The following is a 21,455-nucleotide window of genomic DNA, read 5'->3' on the forward strand; positions in this document are numbered from 1 at the left end:
CCCTGGTTCGGGATTTTCCCGATAGGTCGAATGGGTTTGTAGGACCTCAAGTACGGTTGAGGTCAAGCGAAAATAGATGTTCAAACCGAAGCGGCATCAACACATCGGTAACCAGTTCGCGGTTCCGTGCAGGCCTGCACTGCACCCAGCCGAACGGATTTCGAATGATGATCGACAAACTCAGGATGCCCGCGCTTTTGTTTGCCTTTGCGGCCGGCCTCGCCTTTCCAGCTTTGGCCGCGTCACAGAAACGCGCCCCCGAATGCACGGTAATACTGGACGCGGCGTCAGGTGACGTTCTTCATCGCGAGGGCATCTGCGACAGGCGTCTCAACCCATTCTCGACCTTCAAGTTTCCCTTGGCGCTGATGGGTTACGATGCCGGAATCCTCAGCGACGAACACACGCCTGCCTGGGATTACAAACCCGAATTCGATGCGGTGAAGCGGGACCGGAAGACCGTCGATCCGACGATCTGGGAGAAGGATTCCGTCCTCTGGTTTTCGCGTGAAATCACGCGCCGGCTCGGCGAGGAAAAATTCGCTGCCTATGTCAAAAAGCTCGGCTACGGCAACATGGATGTCTCCGGCGATGCCGGCAAGAACAATGGCCTGACACATTCCTGGCTGAAATCGTCGCTGAAGATCTCGCCTGACGAACAGGCGGTGTTCGTGCGCAGCTTCCTTGCCGGCAAACTACCGGTATCCGGCAAGTCCGCAGACATGACACAGGCGGTCATTCCGAGTTTCATTTCGCAGGACGGCTGGACCGTCCACGGCAAGACCGGCAGCGGCAGGCTCGGCGATGATGCAGGCAAGGCGAACAGGAACAAGCCTCTGGGCTGGTTTGTCGGCTGGGCGGAGAGGGACGGGCGTAAAGTCGTCTTCGCGCGCATGCAGGTGGGCGCGGATAGCGCCGACTCTCCGAAAGGCCCGAAGGTGCGGGAGATGTTCCTGAAAGAGCTGCCGCACCTGATGAAGCAGCGCTGAAAATTGCTGCCCTGCGCGCCGGCGCGGAAACAGCATCTGTGCCGTTGCAAATCAACTGCAAAGCCCTAATTTGGCTTCGATGACGCCACAAGACATCACAAAGCTGATCGTCCGGACTTCGATGAAGGACCGGGTGGCGTTCGACCTGTTGTATCGGCAGACGAGCGCGAAACTTTTCGGCGTCTGCCTGCGTGTCTTGAACGATCGCGCAGAAGCTGAGGAAGCCCTGCAGGAGGTTTTCGTCAAGATATGGATGAAGGCCGACCGTTTTGCAGTCTCGGATTTGAGCCCGATATCGTGGCTGGTGGCGGTTGCGCGTAATCACGCGATCGATCGCATCCGGGCGCGACGCCAGCCTGCCGTCGATATCGACGCCGCGCTCGACGTGGCCGATCCGGCGCCCGGGCCTGAGGCGGCGGCGGTGGCGGGCGGTGAAAACGAGCGCATCCATCACTGTCTGGAAGAGCTGGAAAAAGACCGGGCGGCGGCCGTCCGGGGCGCCTATCTCAAGGGTGAAAGCTATGCCGAGCTGGCGGCGCGCTACGGCGTGCCGCTGAACACGATGCGAACCTGGCTGCGCCGCAGCCTGCTGAAACTGAGGGAATGCCTCGAGCGATGACGCTGGCAGACAACAACGAACCGGAACGTGGCGGCGACGACATGATCGCTGCCGAATACGTTCTTGGCGTTCTGCCGAACGATGAACGGCAGGGAGCTGCCCGCCGCATCGACGGCGAGCCTGAGTTCGCGCGTCTTGTCGATCGCTGGGAGGTTCACCTGTCCCCGCTTGCCGAAGCCTATCCCGAAGTCGAAGCGCCGGCTTCGGTGAAGCCCGCCGTTGACCGGCGGCTGTTCTCCGAGGCTGCGCAATCCCAGGCCGCGCGGCAGGCCGGCATGTGGTCGAGCCTCGCCTTCTGGCGTGGCCTTGCTGCCGCAGCCATCGCCGCGCTCGCGATCTACATTGCCGTTCCCTACATCAATCCACCCGCGCCAGTGCCCGAGACGCGCCTCGTCGCCTCGCTGGCTGCCGACGGCAGCGATGTCCGTTACCTTGCCGTCTATGATGCCGCTCAAGGCGATGTCGGGCTGTCGCACGTATCGGGCGAACGCGCATCGGGCCGTGATTTCGAGCTTTGGATGATCGAGGGAACCAACGCGCCGGTCTCCATGGGTGTGATCCCGGTCGGGTCGACCATTCATCTCAAGATCTCGCCCGAGCTTCAGAAGAAGCTCGCCACAGGCGCGGTTCTGGCCGTCAGTCTCGAGCCGTCGGGCGGTTCGCCGACAGGGCAGCCGACCGGGCCGGTGGTCGCAGCGGGTGATCTGAAGAATATTTAAGTAAAGCTCTTCTCGCCGATATCGCTCTATCGTGAAGTATAAGCGAATCTATAATTAGGTAACTCTAATTATAGATGGAGATATCGCGTGTGAATTTGTGCGAGATATTTTATGAATTCCGGAAAGAAATAAATCTTTTTTCACAAGCATCGAAACTTACTCTTTTCATCCTCGTAACTCCTTGCATCCACCGAATGTGGAATAACCCAGGGAGTTAAAAAATGCGTAGATTCACCTCCACCATTCTCGCCGGCGCAGTCGCGCTCTCCGCCCTCGCCACGGTCGCCTATGCCGAAAACCCGAAGGTCGGCGGCGCCGCTATGTTCGAAGACAAGAACATTGTCGAGAATGCGGTAAACTCGAAGGATCACACCACGCTCGTCGCTGCCGTCAAGGCAGCTGGTCTGGTCGAGACCTTGCAGGGCAAGGGTCCGTTCACCGTTTTTGCGCCGACTAACGAAGCTTTCGACGCGCTGCCCAAGGGCACGGTCGACGAACTGGTCAAGCCGGAGAACAAGGAAAAACTGACCAAGATCCTGACCTGCCATGTCATCGCTGCAGACGCGACGTCGGACGTGGTCATGAAAATGGTCAAGGATGACGGTGGCTCGCACAAGGCCAAGACCGTCGGCGGCTGCGAACTGACGCTGAAAGACGAGGGCGGCAAGGTCACCGTCACCGACGAGAACGGCAACACCGCCAATGTCACCATCGCCGACGTCAAGCAGTCGAATGGTGTGATCCATGTCATAGACAAGGTGCTGCTGCCCAAGATGTAATGGGTGGCTGTTTAGAAGGCCGTCTCAGGCCTAGATTGCGCCGGGAAGCTATAGGGCTCCTGCGACCTGGCGCAATCGGATCGCCCCGCATCTTCGCGCATCTGCGTGTTCGATGCGGGGCGTTTTTCGTCTTGGTCTCAATCGGAGTTGATTGGCGCGTGATGCCGCGCGTGACATAGTTTGCGTGCAAGAGGAGAAGTCCAAATGAATCGCCGCGATTTTCTGTTGGCAGGTGCCGGCGCCGCTGCATTTCTGGCCGGCACGACGGCGCTCTGGCGCATGGGCCGGCCCACGGATGCCATCGCCGAGACCTTCGAGGTTACCAAGACCGACGACGAATGGCGCAAGATCCTGTCGCCCGAGCAATTCGCCGTGCTGCGTCAGGAAGACACCGAGCGTCCCGGCTCGAGCCCGCTGGACCATGAGAAGCGCAAAGGCATTTTCCACTGTGCCGGCTGCGATCTGGCCGCCTATTCGTCCGAGAACAAGTATGATTCAGGCACCGGCTGGCCGAGCTTCTGGCAGTCGCTGCCGGATGCGATCGGCATGAAGACAGACAACACGCTCTTCATGACCCGCACCGAGGTTCACTGCCGCCGCTGCGGCGGCCATTTCGGCCACATCTTCGACGACGGCCCGCAGCCGACCGGCAAGCGCCATTGCCTGAATGGACTTGCGCTGAACTTCAAGCCGGCTTAGCCGGGGTTCATGCCCGACTAAGCCACCCGTCGCTGAAACCGCTGGCAGCGAGCCCGCGTCTCACGGGTTCGCTTTTGCGCATGAGGTCCCAGACCAGGCCGGTCCTGAAATTCTCCACCATCATCACGACAAGCCCCTGATCCAGTCCGACGCTGCGCGGTGATATCCAGCCTTCGGGATGGGTGGTGCGAACGCTCGGGTTGAAACTGTCCGGCAGGCGGCCATGCTTCAGCAGCCGAGGGTACTGCGACAGAATGTGGGTGAGGTTGTCGAAGCCGGCATCGGGCGAAAAAGGAAGACATGCGAGGCCGGACCAAGGGGCAACGGTTCCATCGTCCGGGCCGGACGGCGCACCGCGTGCGATATAGCCCATCAAGCCCTGCCTCTGGCCATTTCGGAGCACGAGGCGTCGTCTCGGCCCTTCGCAGGCGGTCAGCCCCCAAAGGTGCTCGCCATAGCCGGTGAACTTTTTTGGGTTGCGAACCGCGTAGTGCTGGTGCTCGGCAATTGCCCTTCGGCTGTTCTCGAAATAGTCGATGCCGCGCCGGGTCGAGAATGGGTCTTGAAGGCCGCGAAGATCGATCCACGCCTGCGGGAAGAGGTGGATGAAAAGCGGCCCCGCATAAAGATATCCGCCGTCTTTCGTATCGAGCCAGTCGCAACTCTCCAGCCACTGCCGGTACGCATCCTTGTGCAAGGGAAACGTCGGGGAGCCCAGCCCAAGCACGAGAAGCAGCAAGGCTTCGCTGTAGCCTTTCCAACTGAAGCGCAGGAAGCCTCCTTTCGGCTTCCAGCCCAGGCGAACAAAGCCGTCCTTCCCTTGCGACCATCGCCAGTCGACGCGGTTGTAGAGGCGCGTGGTGCTTGCGCGTATTTCTTCCTCGCGAGGATCGGAACCGTCGAAGAAACTCGCGGCCGTCAGCATGCCGGAAATCAATATCGCTGTGTCGATGACGGAAAGCTCGCAATTCCAGACCCGCTCGCCCGTCTCCATGTGAAGGAAGTGGTAGTAGAAGCCCTTGTAGCCGGTGGCGTGGACGTGGCGGCTCTGCTCTGATTGCTCGAAGAAGCGCAGCGTGGCCAGGATTCTGGTGATTGCCTCGTCTCGCGATATCCAGTTGCGGCTGACGGCGACCGGGTAGCATGACAGCCCGAAACCGACCGCCGCAATGCTGCATGGCGAGCCAAGGCTGGTGGCGTCGGCGACGAGCCCGTTTCCGGGGTTCGAATATTCGATGAAGTAGTCGAATGCGGAGCGCTGGAGCCGGTCGAGCAACGCGATATCGATATCCGGTGCAGGTTCCTTAGCGGTCGAACCTGCTTGGATCGAGTCGTTCACTTGCGCCGGGTCATCCTGGCTGGAAGGGTCGGAAAGAGGGACGTTGTCATTTGCATGTCGCATTGCCCAAAGAAACAGGCTTCGGTTTAGGCCTTATTTAAGGCGGGAAGGACGAAGTGCCGTGCACAGCGTCGTGAACATTGGAAACACTGGCTATAGATGGACCCCCGGCGCAGCTTTCTCGCTTCCACCGATTGCTCCGAATCTCCTTTGCCGCTAAGTAACCGCCGATTTCCATCCGACGGGGACATCTCATGACATCGACGGAAAAAGCTGCCACGGCTGCCGAGCAGGCGCATCTTCTATCGGCCGCTCTGCCCTATATGCAGCGCTACGAGAACAAGACCGTCGTGGTGAAATACGGCGGCCACGCCATGGGCGACGCCAAGCTCGGCCAGGCCTTCGCCCGCGATATCGCGCTTTTGAAGCAGTCCGGCGTCAACCCCATCGTCGTTCATGGCGGCGGCCCGCAGATCGCGGCGATGCTTGCCAGGATGGGCATCGAATCCAAATTCGAGGGCGGGCTGCGCGTCACCGACGAGAAGACCGTCGAGATCGTCGAGATGGTTCTGGCCGGCTCCATCAACAAGGAGATCGTCGCGCTCATCAACGCCGAGGGCGAATGGGCCATCGGGCTGTGCGGCAAGGACGGCAACATGGTCTTCGCCGAAAAGGCGCATAAGACGGTGAAGGACCCCGACAGCAATATCGAGCGCGTGCTCGATCTCGGCTTCGTCGGCGAACCCGTCGAGGTCGACCGCACGCTGCTCGACCTGCTTGCCCGTTCCGAGATGATCCCGGTGCTGGCGCCGGTGGCTCCGGGCCGCGACGGTCATACCTACAACATCAACGCCGATACTTTTGCCGGCGCCATCGCCGGCGCGCTCGGCGCCTCGCGCCTGCTGTTCCTGACCGACGTGCCCGGCGTTCTCGACAAGGACAAGAACCTCATCGACGAATTGACCGTCGCCCAGGCCAAGGCGCTGATCAAGGACGGCACCATCTCCGGCGGCATGATCCCCAAGGTCGAAACCTGCATCGAAGCCATCGAGCGCGGCGTCGAAGGCGTCGTCATCCTCAATGGCAAGACGCCGCATTCGGTGCTGCTTGAGCTGTTCACCGAGCACGGTGCGGGAACGTTGATCGTTCCTTGATCGAAAGGCCGGCCGCCGGTCAGACGATCTTGTGGCTGAGATGGTCGCCCAGCCGGGCGGCCAGGCAGACGATCGTCGTCGTCGGATTGCACTGCCCGGACGTCGCGAACACCGACGAGCCGCCGACATAGAGATTGTCCATGCCGTGGACCTTGCAGTCACCATCGACGATGCCCTTGGCCGGGTCCTCGCTCATGCGGGTGCCGCCCATGTGATGGTGCCCGGCAAGCTCCTGGTCAGTGGGGTAGTCCTCGCCCTTGGCCAGCCAGTCGGCCAGCCGCACGCGGCCGAGATTCTTGGCGACCATGGTTTCGCCGAACAACTTCAACCCTTCCAGAATCGTGCGGCGCTCCATGTCGCGCTTCTTCCAGTTGAGCTCGATGCGCGGCACCCCGGTATGGTCCGTCTCGGTTTTCGACAGGGCGACGTGGTTTGAAAAATCGGGCGCCTGCTCCCAGCCGACATAAAGCTGGGCGGCACAGCGGAGATTGAGACTTAGCTGATAGGCGGCCCATTCGGCGGTGTCGGGTGCGACGCAGGCAAGGTCGGCGATCAGGCGCTTGACGCCGGGATAGGGCATTTCGATCAGCCGGATGCCGAAATTCATGATCTGCTTGCGTTCCATCGCCGCCGGCGTCGGCGAAAAGAACACTTCGTTCGTGCGGTCGACTTCGAACTCGTCGTAATCGGCGAGGATGGCGTTGCCGCCTTCGAACTGCGGATGCTCCATCCAGTAGCGGCCGAGTGCCGTCGCGCTGGGAACAACGCCGCCATTCGAGCGCTCGTTGGACCACAGCAGCAGCCGGGAATTTTCCAGCCCGCCGGTGCAAGGGATGTAGTAGTCGGCAGAGAATTGGCCCGCATCCGCGCCATTGGACCAGATATGCGCCCCTGTCACCCGATTGCCGTCGCCGACCAGTTCGCGAACATAGGTATTCAGCACCACGGCAATGTTCTGGCTCTTATCGAGGTCGCCGTAAAACTTTTCGGCGAAGCGTACTGCCGGACTCTTGATGAGTTGCACCCAGCTTATATCGTCCGAAATCGGCGCGTCCGGGCGGAACTCGACGAGGTCGAGAATGTCGTGCACTTCCTTCAGATAGGGCTCGATATCGGTGCGCCTGATCGGCCAGCCCGTATCGGGCGCCCAGGCCTTGGGCGTGAAATCATGGGCGTCGAGCACCCGGCACCAGCCGGCCCAATGGTTGGAGCAGCCGCCGAGATAGCGCAGCCGCGTCACGTCGAGATCGAAATAGGGGTCGCCGACGGTGGTGCCGCGGTAGAAGTCCTGCGACTCCTCCGTCCACTCATTCGAGCCAGCCTCGAAGATCACCACTGGAATGCCGGCAGCGCCGAGCTTGCGGGCAATCGTTATGCCGGCCGGCCCCGATCCCATGATGCAGACCTTGGGCGTGAAGGCGGCCGCGCGAAACGCCTCGTAACTGTCGAAGATCATGCAAGGTCGCTCCGCCGGACGATCCAGCCATTGACCTCGACGATCTCGTCGGGATCGGGGGCGGGAACGGGAAGTTTGCGGATGAGGGCGAATGCCGGCAAGGCGAGGATTGCCTGGACCAGCGAGCGACGGGAGAGTTTCGCGATGGCGATCATGACCAAGTTCCGGGCGAGGGGCTATGTGTTCGGCAGCGTCCTCGTTACGAATTGGGACGCTGGCTAAATCCTCGCCAGAGACATGCCAATATCAGGCATTCCTTTATGCCGTCTTGCGATCATTACCGGGCGTTTGCGGGAAGGGTTAAGAAACGTTCAACGATTTTCTTCAGCCCGGCGCGTCGAATTTGATGCGCAAAGGACGCTCTACGAGTGCCCGGCCATCTAAGTGCTCGCTTTCGCAAGACCAAAGGCGTAAGAGCAGGGATGCAAAGCGATCGATTTGAAGTTCCGGTTACCGTAAGACAAGGTGCTGCCGGCAACCAACTGATACTGATAACCACGCGCGAAGCGTCTGATTTTCTTCTCAACAGCTGGCCCGGAAAGAAAAGCCCGAAGCACCGTGCAGCGCTTCAGGCTTGTCATGATGCCCAGGCCGGCGACAAGCCGGTCATGGCAGCCAGGCGGGCCTTCATCGCCGCCGCCCGCGAGGCGGACGTGCTGGTGAGCGACAAGGCGCCTGTGGCTTAAAGCGCGTCGCGATTTTTCAAATTCGCTTCTTGCGCTTTAAGTCTTTGTTTTTACGCATGTCGTTATCGCAAAACCGCTGCACGCTTTTGCGCGACATGCTTTAAGCGGTTTTCGGCAGAGCCTTCTTGCGAGGCGCGCGCTTCACCGGGGCTGGGTTGTTTGCCTCCTCGACGCGTGCGGCTTCTTCCTTTTGGAGTCGAAGCACTTTCAGGCGCGCGGTTTTCTTTTCCCGAGCGACCAGTTCCGCACTCATGATCTGGCGTGCGGCGGTGTCGGTCTTGGCGATTTTCTGTTCAGCTGCGTGAAGCTTCATGATCGTACTCCTGACTCGGTCGATGCGAAGCGCTTACCTCGCTAAGTGATTGTATTTCCGGCAGCGCGTCTACTTGGCCTCCGCCTCGTTCGCATCGTCCGGTTTGCGTTCCGTCTTCGCTGCCTTGGCCTTTTCGGCCTTCTCAGCCTTCTTGGCCGCCTTTATCCGATCGCGATCCCTGCGCTCCTGGTCGTAGTTCGGCTTTTTTGCCATGTTCTTCTTGGTCCTTTCCGGGTGTCGTTTCAGGGTCTGCGCCGTTGCATCGGCATTCGCAGAAACTGATGGATATCACGCCGGCGAACATAAGTACCTCTGCAATACCGTTTCAGCTCAAAAGGTAAGGGCTGTACATGACGTACTGCCGAGACTTTTTATGCCGGCGCGGCGAATATTATTAGTGATATAGGCGCGGACGGCGGAAAATCCAAAAATACTGGCCGATGCGCCCCGGCTCATCGGGATCTTGTTGACCACGGGTGAAAGGTTTTTCCGACCGATTGCCGGGTTTCGGAAATTCGAATACCGTTGACCAAATGATAAAAAACGGGCCGGGACTTGGCTTGAGCCCGTAACAGCCAGAGGCGGTCAAAAATGCCCAAAAATGGAATCGATTTTTCTTCTCTCTCGCGCCGTTCGGTGCTCAAGGCCGCAGGCGCAACTGCAGCCCTTGCCACTGTCGCCGGCCTGCCGACACGTCTTCTCGCAGCTGACCCGATCAAGGTTGCGGCGGTCTACACCGTGCCGGTCGAGCAGCAATGGGTCAGCCGCATCCACAAGGCAGCCAACGCTGCCAAGGAACGTGGCGACATCGAATATGTCTATTCGGAAAACACCTCAAACAACGACTATGAGCGCGTCATGCGCGAATATGCCGAGGCTGGCCACAAGCTAATCCTCGGCGAGGTCTTCGGCGTCGAGGAAGCTGCCCGCAGCGTCGCCAAGGATTATCCCGACGTCGCCTTCCTGATGGGGTCGAGCTTCAAGCCCGATGCTGCCTTGCCGAATTTTTCCGTCTTCGACAATTACATCCAGGATGCGTCCTATCTTTCCGGCATCATTGCCGGTGCCATGACCAAGTCGAAGAACATCGGCATGGTCGGCGGCTACCCCATACCCGAGGTCAACCGGCTGATGAACGCCTTCATGGCCGGCGTGAAGGAAAGCGCGCCCGACACCAAGTTCCAGGTCGCCTTCATCGGCTCGTGGTTCGACCCGCCCAAGGCCAAGGAAACCGCCTTTGCGCAGATCGATGGCGGCGCAGACCTGCTTTATGCTGAGCGTTTCGGCGTGTCGGATGCGGCCAAGGAGAAGAAGGTTCTTGCCGTCGGCAATGTCATCGATACGCAGGCCGATTATCCCGAGACCGTGGTCGCCTCCGCGCTCTGGCATTTCGAGCCGACGCTGGACAAGGCGATCGCCGAGGTGAAGGCTGGCTCGTTCAAGGCTGACGATTACGGCGTCTATTCCTTCATGAAGGACGGCGGCTGCTCGCTGGCCCCGCTCGGCACTTTCGAAGGCAAGGTGCCGGCCGAGGTGATGGCTAAGGTCGCCGAAAAGGAGAAGGCGATCAAGGACGGGTCGTTTACCGTCGAGGTCAACGACAACGAGCCGAAGTCGAGCTAGCGCAACTATCCCTCCCCCTTGAGGGGAGGGTGGCCCGCGCAGCGGGTCGGGTGGGGTCGTGGCTGAGAAGCTCGACCTTCACTTGAACAAGTCATGCAAAAGAGGACGCCGAGCCCTGCCGCAACAACCCCACCCGGCGGCTTCGCCGCCACCCTCCCCTCAAGGGGGAGGGGAGGCCGCCGCACCCGTCCTGCGCCTGTCCGGCATCACCAAGCGCTTCGGTCCGCTGGTCGCCAACGATGCCATCTCTTTCGCGCTGAAACGCGGCGAGGTCATCGCCCTGCTCGGCGAGAACGGTGCCGGCAAGACGACGCTGATGAACATCCTGTTCGGGCATTACGTGGCCGACGAAGGCACCGTCGAGGTCTTCGGCAGACAGCTGCCGCCCGGCGATCCGCGCGTCGCACTCGATGCCGGCGTCGGCATGGTGCATCAGCATTTTACGCTGGCCGAAAACATGACGGTGCTGGAAAACATCGCGCTCGGTACGCAAAGCGCATGGAAACTGCGCCTCGACCGCGCGGCGGCGCGAAGCCGCATCACAAAACTCGCCAACGATTTCGGCCTTGCGGTGAACCCCGACGCCATGGTGTCGGCGCTTTCCGTCGGTGAACGCCAGCGCGTCGAAATCCTGAAGGCGCTTTACCGCGACGCACGCATCCTCATCCTCGACGAGCCGACAGCGGTGCTGACACCGGCCGAGACGGACGCTCTGTTCCGCACGCTCAAGCTTCTCGTCGCACAGGGGCTTTCGATCATCTTCATCTCGCACAAGCTGCATGAGGTCATGGCCGTCAGCGACCGTGTGCTGGTGTTGCGGTCCGGCAAGCTTGCCGGCGAGCGCGTGACAGCTGAGACCAGCCGCAGCGAACTTGCATCGCTTATGGTCGGGCAGGAGGTCGCCAGCCCGAAAGTGGACGCGCCGAAGATCGGCCCTGTTGCGCTCGAGTTGAAAAATGTTTCGGTGGCGGGGCAGGGTTCTTCGCACCGGCTCGACGACTTGTCGCTTGAGCTTCGCGCCGGCGAGATCACCGGCCTGGCCGGCGTGTCCGGCAACGGGCAGGCGACGCTCGCGGCACTCATCGCCGGCGTGCTGAAACCCGCGTCCGGCGAAGTGGTCGTCCAGGGCGCGTCGATGCGCGACTGGTCGCCGCGCGCGGTCCTTGGCGGAGGCGTCGCTCGCATCCCCGAGGATCGCCACGCCGTCGGTACGATCGGCGATATGAGCGTTACCGAAAATGTCATCGCCGAGCGCTACGCCACCGCGCGCTTCAGCCGGCGCGGTTTCCTGGACTGGAAGGCGGCGAAAAATTTCGCGGAAGAGATCATCCGCGACTACGACGTAAAATGCCCGTCGCCTGACGCGCGCATTCGGCTGCTCTCCGGCGGTAACATGCAGAAGCTCATTCTCGGCCGCGCGCTCGATCCCGATCCGGCTGTCATCCTCGCCAACCAGCCGACGCGCGGGCTCGACGTCGGCGCGGTCGCCTTCGTCCATCGCAGGCTGCTTGAGGCGCGGGAGAGGGGGGCTGCGATCCTGCTGATCTCGGAGGATCTGGAGGAAGTGCTGGCGCTGTCGGACCGCATTCTGGTGATGTCGAAGGGGCGGCTGTCGTCGCCGTCGAAGCGTGGAGAGCGGACGATCCGTGAGCTTGGTGAGTTGATGGCTGGGCATGTGGGGGAAGCAGCGTGATAGCGGTCATCGAAAGCGCGGCGTTCTCTCCCCCCTTGAGGGGGAGATGGCTGCAAAGCAGCCAGAGGGGGTCGGTCAAGGCAGCGCTCGGCACAAAGGAACGTCGAGCTTTTCGCGGACGACCCCACCCGACCGCTTCGCGGCCACCCTCCCCTCAAGGGGGAGGGAAAGCAGGAGCTGGACATGCGGCTTGAACCCAAACCCGCGCCGTCGCTGGGCGTCACGCTGCTATTCCCCATCGCCGCAATCGTGGCGACGTTGATCATCACCTCGCTGCTCGTTCTCGCCGCCGGCGCGTCGCCTTTCTCGGTGTTTTATCTCGTCGCCAAGGGTGCAGCCGGCTCGCAATTCGCCCTGCTGGAAACGCTGACCCGCGCCACACCGCTGATCTTCACCGGTCTTGCCGTCGCCGTCGCCTTTCGCGCAAAGCTCTGGAACATCGGCGCCGAAGCGCAGCTTTACATCGGCGGCGTCGTCACCGTGGTGCTCGGCACCGGCGCATTACCCCTGCCGTCCTACCTGCTCATCCCGATCATCATGATCGCGGCCATGGCCGCCGGCGCGCTGCTTCTGCTCGGGCCAGCCATTCTGAAAACCCGCTTCGGCGTCGACGAGGTGGTGACGACGCTGCTGCTCAATTTCATCGTGCTTTTGTTCGTCTCGATGCTGCTCGAAGGCGTGCTGAAGGACCCGATGGGCCTTGGCTGGCCGCAATCCTCCAAGGTTATCGCCGAGGCGCAGCTACCGCGCATCATCCAGGGCAAGCGCCTGCACTACGGCTTCGTCATCGCCGTGGTCGCGGCGATCATCGCCTGGATCATCATGAAGAAGACGGTGCTCGGCTACGAGATGCGCGCCGTCGGCCACAATCCGGAAGCGGCATCCTTCGCCGGCATCCCGGTCAACCGCGTGCTGATGAAGACTGCACTTCTGTCCGGCGGGCTGGCGGCCCTTGCCGGCTTTTCGGAAGTCTCGGGGCTGAAAGGCAATCTGACGCTCGACCTGTCTCCCGGCTATGGCTATTCGGGCATCGTCGTCGCCATGCTGGCGATGCTCAACCCGCTTGGCGTCATCGCCTCGGCCATCTTCGTTGCCGGCATCTTCGTCGGCGCCGACGCCATGAGCCGCACCGCCGGCGTGCCGAGCTACATCGCGCAGGTCATGGTGGCGACGGCACTTCTGACGATGGTCACGGCGATTTTGCTGACGCGATTTCGAGTGAGGTGGCGGTAATGGAACAAGCCCTCGAAATCCTCTTCACCGCCTCCTTCTGGGTCGCCGCGATCCGCATCGCCTCGCCGCTGATCTTCGCCACCATGGGCGAGCTGATCTGCGAGCGTGCCGGGGTGCTCAATCTCGGCATCGAAGGCATCATGACGGTCGGCGCCTTCGCCGGCTGGTTCACCGTCTATTCGGGTGGCGACCTGTGGACCGGCGTGCTCATCGCAGCCCTTGCCGGAGCTATGTTCGGCCTGTTGCACGCCACGCTCACCGTACCGCTCGGCCTGTCGCAGCATGTCGTGGGCATCGGCATCACGCTGCTGGCCACCAGCCTCACCTATTTCACCTACCGGCTGGCATTGCCGCAGGTGACGACGCCACCGAAGATCGAGCCGTTCCAGCCGCTGCCGATTCCCGGCCTGTCGAAAATCCCGATCCTCGGCGAAGCACTGTTCTCACAGACGCCGCTCACCTATCTGGCCTTCGCCACCGTCGCCATCGTCGCCTGGGTGCTTTACCGCACGCCCATCGGGCTGGCGGTGCGGGCCGCCGGCGAAAACCCGTCGGCGGTGGAGGCGCAAGGCATCAGCGTCACCGGCATCCGCATGGGCGCTGTCATGGTCGGCAGCGCGCTGATGGCTGTCGGCGGGGCGTTCCTCACCATGTCGGCGTTCAATTCGTTCTTCTTCGAGATGATCAACGGCCGCGGCTGGATCTGCATTGCGCTCGTCGTGTTCGGCTCATGGCGGCCGGGCAAGGCGCTGCTCGGCGCGATCCTGTTTGCCGCTTTCGATGCATATCAGGTCCGGCTGCAGCAGCTTTCGGGCGGCGTCGTGCCCTATCAGGTTTTCCTGATGATGCCCTATGCACTGTCCATCCTGGCGCTGATACTCGTGGCGCGCCGCGCCACCTATCCCAAGGCGCTGATGATTCCCTATCAGAAAGGCGAAAGATGAGTTTCGACATTCTTGTCAAAGGCGGCATTCTTCCGAGCGGCGTGGTCGCCGACCTCGGCATCAAGGACGGCAAGATCGCGGCCATCGAACATGAGCTGAACGTCACCGCCGGTACCGCGATCGATGCCCGTGGCAATCTGATCTCGCCGCCCTTCGTCGATCCGCATTTCCATATGGATGCGACGCTGTCCTATGGACTTCCGCGCATCAACGCTTCCGGCACGCTGCTGGAAGGCATTGCGCTGTGGGGTGAGCTCAAGCCGTTGCTGACTCACGAAGCGGTGAAGCAACGCGCGCTCGACTATTGCGACTGGGCCGTCTCCATGGGCCTGCTCGCGATCCGCACCCATGTCGATACCTGCGACGACCGGCTGCTAGCCGTGGAAGCACTGCTGGAGGTCAAGAAGGAGGTCGCGCCCTATATCGACCTGCAGCTTGTCGCCTTCCCGCAGGACGGGTTTTATCGGTCGTCGACGGCGCGCGAAAACACCATCCGCGCGCTCGACATGGGCGTGGAGGTCGTCGGCGGCATTCCGCATTTCGAACGCACCATGACCGACGGCACCCGCTCGGTGACGGAGCTTTGCGAGATCGCGGCCAAGCGCGGCCTGATGGTCGACATGCATTGCGACGAGACCGACGATCCGATGTCGCGCCATATTGAACAGCTTGCCTATGAGACGCAGCGGCTCGGATTGCAGGGCAGGGTCAACGGCTCGCATCTCACCTCGATGCATTCGATGGACAATTACTACGTTTCCAAGCTGCTGCCGCTGATCGCCGAGGCCGGCGTCTCGGCCTGCCCGAACCCGCTCATCAACATCGTCATCCAGGGTCGCCACGACACCTATCCAAAGCGCCGCGGCATGACGCGTGTGCCGGAAATGCTGAAGGCCGGCATCAAGGTCGGCTTCGGCCAGGATTGCGTGCTCGACCCCTGGTATCCGCTCGGCACCGCCGACATGCTCGACGTCGCCTTCATGGGCCTGCATGTGGCGCAGATGACCAGCCCCGCCGACATGCGCCAGTGCTTCGACATGGTGACGAAGACCAATGCTGAGATCATGGGGCTTAACGACTACGGCATCGAAGTCGGCAAGACCGCGAGCCTCGTCGTGCTCGACGCCGGCAACCCGGTCGAGGCGCTGCGCCTGCGCGCCGAGCGGCTCTGCGTCATCGCCAAGGGCAAGGTGGTTGCTACGCGTGAAAAACGCGAAACGGCACTCTCGCTCGCTGGGCGGCCGGCATCGGTAAACAGGCGGCATAGGACACCTGTGCAGGACCAATGACAGGGCGCGGCTAGCGCTACATTCCGCCGCAATTAAGTCTACAATTCTTCTCCAGTTTATATCCGAGGAGGATTCGTCATGTGGCACAAAATGGTATTGGCGGTGACTCTGGCAGCGCTCGCTGGCGGCTGCACGACCATGACGCCCGAACAGCGGCGGGCGGCGGACGAGGAAAAATGCCGTTCCTACGGTTTCACCAAGCGCAACGATGCCTTTGCGGAATGTCTGCAAAGGCTTGATCTCGATCGCCGGGCAGCACTTCGGCAGAGCAACGACTTCAATGTCTGGCAGCCGCCGGTCGTCATCTATCGCCCGGTGCCCGTGCCGGTGAAGCCCGGCTAAACAATTCCGTTTCGGAGTATCGCCACCTGCCATGTGGCCGGGGGATTGCCCGGCCCTGCTTGACAGAATTTTGTATGCAGTGTACTTAACCTTTAAGTTAATTAAAGGATTGGTTTATTCCGGAAATGACCACCGACCGCCTCAGCGCCACTTTTGCAGCCCTCGCCGATCCAACGCGGCGTGCAATCCTTGCACGCTTAGCGCTGGGCGAAACGTCGGTGACGGAGCTTGCCGAGCCTTTCCAGATGAGCCTGCCCGCCGTCTCCAAACACTTGAAGGTGCTGGAACGGGCAGGGCTGATCGCGCGCGGCCGTGAGGCGCAGTGGCGCCCCTGCCGGCTCGAGGCAGCACCTTTGCAGGACATTGCCGGCTGGGTCGAAGAGTACCGCCGGTTCTGGGAGGGCAGCTTCGACCGGCTTGATGCTTATCTGCAGACAATCCAGAAGGGAGAGGGAAATGACACAAGCAACTAGCTTGAAGGAAAAGCCCGGCCACGAACTTCTCATCACCCGTGTTTTCGATGCGCCTCGCAGCCTGGTCTACCGGGTCTGGACGACGCCGGAACATCTTTTCCGCTGGTGGGGTCCGAAGGATTTTACCGCACCCTCCATCGCCTTGGATTTTCGCCCCGGTGGTGCCTATCGCGCGACCATCCGCTCGCCGGAAGGCAACGAACACATCATGGCCGGCGTCTATCAGGAGATCGTCGAGGCCGAGCGCATCGTCTTCACCTTCGCCTGGGAGGAAGACGGCGAACGCGGACAGGAGACGTTGATCACCGTCACCTTCGCCGACCAGGGCGGCAAGACGAAGCTGACCTTCCATCAGACGCCTTTCGAGACCGTCGAAAACCGGGATTCCCACAACGAGGGTTGGGGCCAGTGCCTGGATCGTCTGGCGGCCTATCTGTCGGTCGGCGATCACGCCGGGTTATTGTAGGAGGAGTATTATGCAAGCGCACAAGACTGTCTCCCGCGACGAATGGCTCGCGGCCCGCAAGGCCCATCTCGCCCGCGAAAAGGAGCTGACCCGGCTCAACGACGAAGTGGCAGCGGAGCGTCGCGCGCTGCCCTGGGTCAAGGTGGACAAGGACTATCGCTTCGACACGCCGTCGGGGCAGGTCTCGCTCGCCGATCTGTTCGAAGGACGCAACCAGCTCGTCGTCTATCATTTCATGCTGACGCCGGGTTCCGACCACATCTGCGAAGGCTGCGCTTTCGTCTCGGACCATGTCGATGCCGCCCGAACGCATTTCGAGCATAATGATCTGTCGTTCGTCGCCGTGTCGCGTGTTCCGCTGTCGCGCATCGAAGCGGTACGCAAGCGCATGGGCTGGAAATTCCGCTGGGTTTCATCAGCCGGCAGCAGCTTCAACTTCGACTATGGCGTCTCCTTCACCAAAGAGCAGGTCGCCAGCGGCGATGTCGGCTACAACTACGGCACTTCCTCGCTGGCGCATGACGATCTGCACGGCTTGAGCGTCTTCTATCGCGATGGCGACGAGGTGTTTCACACCTACTCAACCTATGCCCGCGGCGTGGACGTGCTTCTGGGCACGCACAACTATCTCGACCTGGCGCCGAAGGGACGCAACGAGAAGGGCACGATGGATTGGGTGCGGCTTCACGACGAGTATGAGGATCGCCCTGCCGCACATGCCTGCTGTGCCTAGAGCAATTTCAGGAAAAGTGTTCAGCGGTTTTCCGTCCGGAATTGCGAAAAACTGGGAAAAGCTCGATGAACAAGACCTATCACGGCAGCTGCCATTGCGGCGCCGTCCGCTTTGAATGCGATATCGATCTGGCCGATGGCACGAGTAAGTGCAACTGCTCGATCTGCAGAAAGACGCGCTTCTGGAAGGCCATCGCCACCGACGGCAACTTCCGGCTCGTTCAGGGCGCGGATGCGCTGTCCGACTATACTTTCAGCGACGGATCGAAAAATCCGTCAGGGCAACCCATCCATCATTTCTTCTGCAGCATTTGCGGCGTGAAGACCTTCGGGCGGGGCTCCATGGAGGCGCTTGGCGGAGAGTTTCACGCCGTCAATGTCGCCTGCCTCGACGATGTCACCGACGAGGAACTGGCGGCGGCGCCCGTCGATTATCAGGATGGCCGCGCCGACCATTGGGAGCGCCCGCCGGCGGTGGCAAGCTATCTGTAACCGGTCAGGCCGAAGCAGCGAGGCGCTGTTCGGCCTGGATCGTTACGACTGAACTTCGGTCTTGCGGGAGAACTGCCCGGCCGCACGATAGCTCCAGAGATAGGTCGGCAGGATCGAGGCTGTCGACTGCGGCGCGATGCCGAGGCCGGCAAAGGTGCGCGCCTCGTTTTCCGCCGTGGTCGAGACGACGTTGTCGTGCTGAAGCAGTATCACCTGGTCGGTCGTCAGCAGCTTGAACTTGCCCGGCAGCGCACCGAGTATGGCGCCCTGCAGCTTCGCCAGCCACCACGGCATCGGCACGAGGATGCGCTCGCGGTCGACCACGTCCAGCATCTCTTCCATACACTGCCGGAAGGTCAGCACATTCGGCCCGCCGAGTTCGTAGACCTTGCCGCCCTCGACCTTGCCGTCGACCGAGCGCGCGATGGCTTCGGCGACGTCGCCGACATAGACCGGCTGAAAGCGGGTCTCGGCCCCGATCAGCGGCAGCACCGGCGAAATCCGCGCCATGGCGGCGAAGCGGTTGAAGAAGCCGTCTTCCGGGCCGAACATGATCGACGGGCGGAAGATCACGGCATTGCCGATCGTCTCCAGCACAGCCTTTTCGCCGAGTGCCTTGGTGCGTGCATAGCTGGAAGGGGAGGCTGCGTCGGCGCCGAGCGCCGACATGTGGGTCAGGCCGGCGCCGATCGAGCGGGCGGCCTCGGCCACGGCGCGGGCGCCGAATTCCTGGACGGTGGCGAATTTCTGGCGACCTGATTCTGCGAGGATGCCGACGAGATTGATGACGTGGTCTGATCCCTGCACGGCGCGGTCGATCGACCAGCGCACACGCAGATTGGCCTGCACCACCTGAATCTGGCCGACATTGCCGAGCGGCTGAAGATGTCCGGCAAGCTCGGGCCGGCGGCAGGCGACACGCACCCGGTAGCCGCGCTTGGCCAACGCCCGAACCACATGGCGGCCGACAAAACCGGACCCGCCGAAAACGGTCACAAGCTTTGGGGTTTGCAGGATTTCGGTCATGGCTGGCTCCGCGTCGTTACGGTCGTTTCTTAGTCCGTTTTGGCGCAAAGGCAAAGAGCGAAGCGCAAGGCTTTTCTGCCGCATCCCTGGATAACAAAACCCCGCCGGATCGCTCCGACGGGGTCTGTTTTTAGGATAATGAAAAAAGTCTTAGAACTGGCGGCCGATCTTTGTGTCCACCGAGTGGCGATTGCCGCCGCGGATGAGGAAGAAGAAGAGCACCGCTGCCCAGAGAATCGACTTTTCCGCGCCCGAATAGCCCTGGCCCATGGTGATCCAGTGGAACCAGACCGTGACCAGCAGAACGAAGGTCGTCGCTGCGGCTGCCGGGCGGGTCAACAGGCCGAGCGCCAGCAGGATGCCGCCGAAGAATTCGGTTGCCGACAGAAGCAGCGACCAGAACGCACCGGGATAGAAGCCAAGCCCCTCGACCATTTCGGCAGCACCGAACGGGTCGATGATCTTGCCGGCGCCGTGGGTGACCAGCGCAAGCCCGGCAACGACACGCAGCAGCGTCTCGGCACCATCATGCAGGCTGGCATAGAGGCCACGAAGGGCCGGAATGATCAGTCGGGTGCCGGCGGCGTTGTTCGTCGTCGTGTCGGTCAAGGTCTTCTCCTATGTTGCGGTGCACAAACACCTGGACCGTCGATCACGGTCAAATCAACAAGGATTGAGAAATAGTTGATTAAAGGAGTCAAGTTTATTTATTTTTTGGAACTGGCCGCAGACCATCTTCGATGGGGCGCCTAATCCCAACTGGGCAGCTTTTCGTCCATTTCGCTGCACAGGTCGGCCTTGACCTTGTCCAGCCGGAAAACTCGGTCTTCGCTTGAGAAATCACGAAACTCGGCAGGCTGGCGTCTGTCGTAGGATCGCCACGCCGCAAGGCTGTCGGGAAAGTAGAGCATTATGGCCTTGCCGTCCCTGAGATCGACCGGAAAGTCGCCGCCTTCTTCCGCCGACGAGCCATCCGCGCTCGTCATGGCGTGGCAGTCAAGGCCGCTCGGGCCCTTGAAGGCCTCGATCAGCGGCTTGTCCTGGATGTCGAGATTGGCGCGTTCCTGCCAGTCGCAGCCGCCGATGATATAGTGCGTTGCGCCTTTGCCGCTGATGCGAATACGTATGATCGCCCCATTGCCATCGCTGAATTCGCGCAGCGACAGAAGCACCGCTTGCGTGGCCTGTTTCGGATGCTTTGCCAGATGCGCCTTGTCGTAGACGCGTTCGTAGCAGGCGCCGCCCTTGCCCTCGGCGAGCAGATCGGAAAGCGGGTCTGCCGAAGCCGGCATCGTCAGCGCGAGCATAAAAGGCAGGGCAATTGCTGGAGACAAAATCCTCATGGCGCGCTCCCGCTGCGAACAGCAACGATATGCCTGAAGCGGCCGTTCGGCAATCAGCCGGCGATGCGGTCGTAGAGCGGTTTCGGAATGGAAATGCCCTCGCGCTCGGCCTTCTTGCGGGCGATGCTCTTTGTCGGTCCCGGAATGTGCACGCCGTATTCGCCGGAAAGCCGCTCCGTCTGGTTGGCCATGCGCGTCGAAAACGTGGGATCGATAAGCTTCGGCTCGATCGCCAGCACGAACAGACCGGCTCCCGGAGTTTCGGAGCCGGAGGTGAAATGCGGTGCGTCGAGCGACCAGTTCGAGCCGGAAAGGCCGGCGGCCAGAACCTCGACCATCAACGCGATGTTTGCGCCGCGCCCACCGCCATAGGCCAGCAGTGCGCCTTTCACCGCAGCTTTCGCGTCGGTGGTTGGATGGCCCTCGGCATCGATCGCCCAGCCTTCGGGGATGTTTTTGCCCTCATGCGCCGCCTTGCGGATGTTGACGAAGGCGGTGGCGCTGGAGGCCTGGTCGATGATCAGCGGCGGACCGTTTTCGACGGGTGCCGCAAAGGCCAGCGGGTTGGTGCAATAGACCGGCTTGGTTGAACCCGAGCCGGCGAGCAGCGCTGGCCCATTGGTTGCGGCAAGCCCGACCAGCCCTTTCTCCGCCAGCCGCCTGACGAAGTAGCCCAGCGCGCCGGCGGTGAAGGCGTTCTTCTGCGAGAAGATCGCCACGCCGAAATCGCGCGCTGTCTTCACGAGATCGTCGAAAGCGATATCGAAACCAAGATGCGCCGAACCGCCCTTGGCATCCGAAGCGATGATCGCGCCGGCCGGACGGGTGATTTCGGGCAGTGCCTGCCCATCGATTCGCCCCGCCTCCAGCGCTTCGAGATAATCGACGAAGTGAGCAAGACCGACGGAGGGCTGTCCCTCGGCCTCGGCATCGACCACCGACCTTGCCAGGGACGCGGCTGTCTCCGGGCAGGCCCCGGCGCGCCGCGCCGCATCGTCGCAAAGCCGCAGCCCCTGTTCGAGGCTGAGTGTGATCGTGTTCGCCAT

Annotated in this window: 26 protein-coding genes; 17 read left to right on the plus strand and 9 right to left on the minus strand. The window is 61.6% G+C overall.

Features of this window, described 5'->3' with window-relative positions; genetic code table 11:
* Positions 1-167: 167 nt before the first annotated feature.
* The 5 genes from blaOXA (at position 168) to msrB (ending at position 3,805) form a co-directional block, all read left to right on the plus strand.
* Positions 168-989: a class D beta-lactamase gene (blaOXA, locus tag WBQ96_RS16560; RefSeq protein WP_442920846.1), complete on the plus strand. Its 822-nt coding sequence runs from the start codon at positions 168-170 to the stop codon at positions 987-989.
* 79 nt (positions 990-1,068) lie between these two features.
* A complete protein-coding gene (locus WBQ96_RS16565) occupies positions 1,069-1,608 on the plus strand; it encodes a sigma-70 family RNA polymerase sigma factor (protein ID WP_336552160.1) in 540 nt (179 codons plus the stop codon).
* Positions 1,605-2,327, plus strand: a complete 723-nt coding sequence (locus tag WBQ96_RS16570) for an anti-sigma factor (RefSeq protein WP_336551756.1) — start codon at positions 1,605-1,607, stop codon at positions 2,325-2,327. The genes WBQ96_RS16565 and WBQ96_RS16570 overlap by 4 nt, the downstream gene beginning before the upstream one ends.
* Positions 2,328-2,548: 221 nt before the next feature.
* Entirely contained in the window at positions 2,549-3,106 is a 558-nt protein-coding gene (locus tag WBQ96_RS16575; RefSeq protein WP_165119522.1) for a fasciclin domain-containing protein, read from the plus strand.
* A 204-nt stretch (positions 3,107-3,310) separates the two neighbouring features.
* A complete protein-coding gene (gene msrB / locus WBQ96_RS16580) occupies positions 3,311-3,805 on the plus strand; it encodes a peptide-methionine (R)-S-oxide reductase MsrB (protein WP_336551753.1) in 495 nt (164 codons plus the stop codon).
* Positions 3,806-3,812: 7 nt separating this feature from the next.
* Here the strand turns inward: msrB and WBQ96_RS16585 are convergent, their stop codons facing one another.
* Entirely contained in the window at positions 3,813-5,144 is a 1,332-nt protein-coding gene (locus tag WBQ96_RS16585) for a glucoamylase family protein (RefSeq protein WP_336551752.1), read from the minus strand.
* Positions 5,145-5,398: 254 nt separating this feature from the next.
* On the opposite strand from WBQ96_RS16585, the gene argB reads away from it, so the two are divergent.
* The gene (argB, locus tag WBQ96_RS16590; protein WP_091916349.1) at positions 5,399-6,298 is read left to right on the plus strand and encodes an acetylglutamate kinase; all 900 of its coding nucleotides are present in this window, start codon (positions 5,399-5,401) and stop codon (positions 6,296-6,298) included.
* A 19-nt stretch (positions 6,299-6,317) separates the two neighbouring features.
* Here the strand turns inward: argB and WBQ96_RS16595 are convergent, their stop codons facing one another.
* Both WBQ96_RS16595 and WBQ96_RS16600 read right to left on the minus strand, forming a co-directional pair.
* Complete coding sequence (locus WBQ96_RS16595; protein WP_336551748.1) at positions 6,318-7,754, minus strand: GMC family oxidoreductase; 1,437 nt, start codon at positions 7,752-7,754, stop codon at positions 6,318-6,320.
* Complete coding sequence (locus tag WBQ96_RS16600) at positions 7,751-7,909, minus strand: hypothetical protein (protein WP_336551746.1); 159 nt, start codon at positions 7,907-7,909, stop codon at positions 7,751-7,753. The genes WBQ96_RS16595 and WBQ96_RS16600 overlap by 4 nt, the downstream gene beginning before the upstream one ends.
* A 267-nt stretch (positions 7,910-8,176) precedes the next feature.
* On the opposite strand from WBQ96_RS16600, the gene WBQ96_RS16605 reads away from it, so the two are divergent.
* A complete protein-coding gene (locus tag WBQ96_RS16605) occupies positions 8,177-8,440 on the plus strand; it encodes a DUF982 domain-containing protein (protein WP_336551744.1) in 264 nt (87 codons plus the stop codon).
* A gap of 100 nt (positions 8,441-8,540) precedes the next feature.
* Here the strand turns inward: WBQ96_RS16605 and WBQ96_RS16610 are convergent, their stop codons facing one another.
* Both WBQ96_RS16610 and WBQ96_RS16615 read right to left on the minus strand, forming a co-directional pair.
* Positions 8,541-8,753, minus strand: coding sequence for a hypothetical protein (locus tag WBQ96_RS16610; RefSeq protein WP_091916361.1), 213 nt, complete (start codon positions 8,751-8,753; stop codon positions 8,541-8,543).
* 69 nt (positions 8,754-8,822) lie between these two features.
* Positions 8,823-8,966 (minus strand): hypothetical protein, encoded by a 144-nt coding sequence (locus WBQ96_RS16615; RefSeq protein WP_091916363.1) that lies wholly within the window; start codon positions 8,964-8,966, stop codon positions 8,823-8,825.
* A gap of 378 nt (positions 8,967-9,344) precedes the next feature.
* On the opposite strand from WBQ96_RS16615, the gene WBQ96_RS16620 reads away from it, so the two are divergent.
* From WBQ96_RS16620 to WBQ96_RS16665, 10 genes are all read left to right on the plus strand, one after another.
* Positions 9,345-10,376, plus strand: a complete 1,032-nt coding sequence (locus WBQ96_RS16620) for a BMP family protein (RefSeq protein WP_336551740.1) — start codon at positions 9,345-9,347, stop codon at positions 10,374-10,376.
* A 190-nt stretch (positions 10,377-10,566) separates the two neighbouring features.
* Positions 10,567-12,069 carry an ABC transporter ATP-binding protein gene (locus tag WBQ96_RS16625; protein ID WP_336552158.1) on the plus strand — a complete coding sequence of 501 codons (1,503 nt, stop codon included), beginning with the start codon at positions 10,567-10,569 and terminating at the stop codon, positions 12,067-12,069.
* Between the two features lie 183 nt (positions 12,070-12,252).
* Positions 12,253-13,302: an ABC transporter permease gene (locus WBQ96_RS16630; protein WP_336551738.1), complete on the plus strand. Its 1,050-nt coding sequence runs from the start codon at positions 12,253-12,255 to the stop codon at positions 13,300-13,302.
* Positions 13,302-14,246 carry an ABC transporter permease gene (locus tag WBQ96_RS16635; RefSeq protein ID WP_336551736.1) on the plus strand — a complete coding sequence of 315 codons (945 nt, stop codon included), beginning with the start codon at positions 13,302-13,304 and terminating at the stop codon, positions 14,244-14,246. Before WBQ96_RS16630 ends, WBQ96_RS16635 begins: the two co-directional genes overlap by 1 nt.
* Positions 14,243-15,535: an amidohydrolase family protein gene (locus WBQ96_RS16640; protein WP_336551734.1), complete on the plus strand. Its 1,293-nt coding sequence runs from the start codon at positions 14,243-14,245 to the stop codon at positions 15,533-15,535. Before WBQ96_RS16635 ends, WBQ96_RS16640 begins: the two co-directional genes overlap by 4 nt.
* A 78-nt stretch (positions 15,536-15,613) precedes the next feature.
* Positions 15,614-15,877 (plus strand): hypothetical protein, encoded by a 264-nt coding sequence (locus tag WBQ96_RS16645; RefSeq protein ID WP_165119532.1) that lies wholly within the window; start codon positions 15,614-15,616, stop codon positions 15,875-15,877.
* A gap of 125 nt (positions 15,878-16,002) precedes the next feature.
* On the plus strand, positions 16,003-16,350 hold the full coding sequence (locus tag WBQ96_RS16650; RefSeq protein WP_165119533.1) for an ArsR/SmtB family transcription factor: 348 nt from the start codon (positions 16,003-16,005) through the stop codon (positions 16,348-16,350).
* Positions 16,334-16,816 carry an SRPBCC domain-containing protein gene (locus tag WBQ96_RS16655; protein WP_336551730.1) on the plus strand — a complete coding sequence of 161 codons (483 nt, stop codon included), beginning with the start codon at positions 16,334-16,336 and terminating at the stop codon, positions 16,814-16,816. Before WBQ96_RS16650 ends, WBQ96_RS16655 begins: the two co-directional genes overlap by 17 nt.
* Positions 16,817-16,826: 10 nt before the next feature.
* Positions 16,827-17,549, plus strand: coding sequence for a DUF899 domain-containing protein (locus WBQ96_RS16660; protein WP_336551728.1), 723 nt, complete (start codon positions 16,827-16,829; stop codon positions 17,547-17,549).
* 65 nt (positions 17,550-17,614) lie between these two features.
* Positions 17,615-18,040, plus strand: a complete 426-nt coding sequence (locus WBQ96_RS16665) for a GFA family protein (protein WP_336551726.1) — start codon at positions 17,615-17,617, stop codon at positions 18,038-18,040.
* 42 nt (positions 18,041-18,082) lie between these two features.
* On the opposite strand, the gene WBQ96_RS16670 is transcribed toward WBQ96_RS16665, so the two are convergent.
* The 4 genes from WBQ96_RS16670 to WBQ96_RS16685 all read right to left on the minus strand — a co-directional run bounded on the left by WBQ96_RS16670 (position 18,083) and on the right by WBQ96_RS16685 (position 21,455).
* On the minus strand, positions 18,083-19,066 hold the full coding sequence (locus WBQ96_RS16670; RefSeq protein ID WP_336551724.1) for a complex I NDUFA9 subunit family protein: 984 nt from the start codon (positions 19,064-19,066) through the stop codon (positions 18,083-18,085).
* Positions 19,067-19,216: 150 nt separating this feature from the next.
* Positions 19,217-19,675, minus strand: a complete 459-nt coding sequence (locus WBQ96_RS16675) for a DoxX family protein (RefSeq protein WP_336551722.1) — start codon at positions 19,673-19,675, stop codon at positions 19,217-19,219.
* A 140-nt stretch (positions 19,676-19,815) separates the two neighbouring features.
* Positions 19,816-20,409, minus strand: a complete 594-nt coding sequence (locus WBQ96_RS16680; RefSeq protein WP_336551721.1) for a hypothetical protein — start codon at positions 20,407-20,409, stop codon at positions 19,816-19,818.
* 53 nt (positions 20,410-20,462) lie between these two features.
* Positions 20,463-21,455, minus strand: a complete 993-nt coding sequence (locus WBQ96_RS16685; RefSeq protein WP_336551718.1) for an Ldh family oxidoreductase — start codon at positions 21,453-21,455, stop codon at positions 20,463-20,465.

The organism is Mesorhizobium sp. CCNWLY176 (genome assembly GCF_037153935.1).
In the GTDB taxonomy this organism is placed as follows: Bacteria; Pseudomonadota; Alphaproteobacteria; order Rhizobiales; family Rhizobiaceae; genus Mesorhizobium_M; species Mesorhizobium_M zhangyense.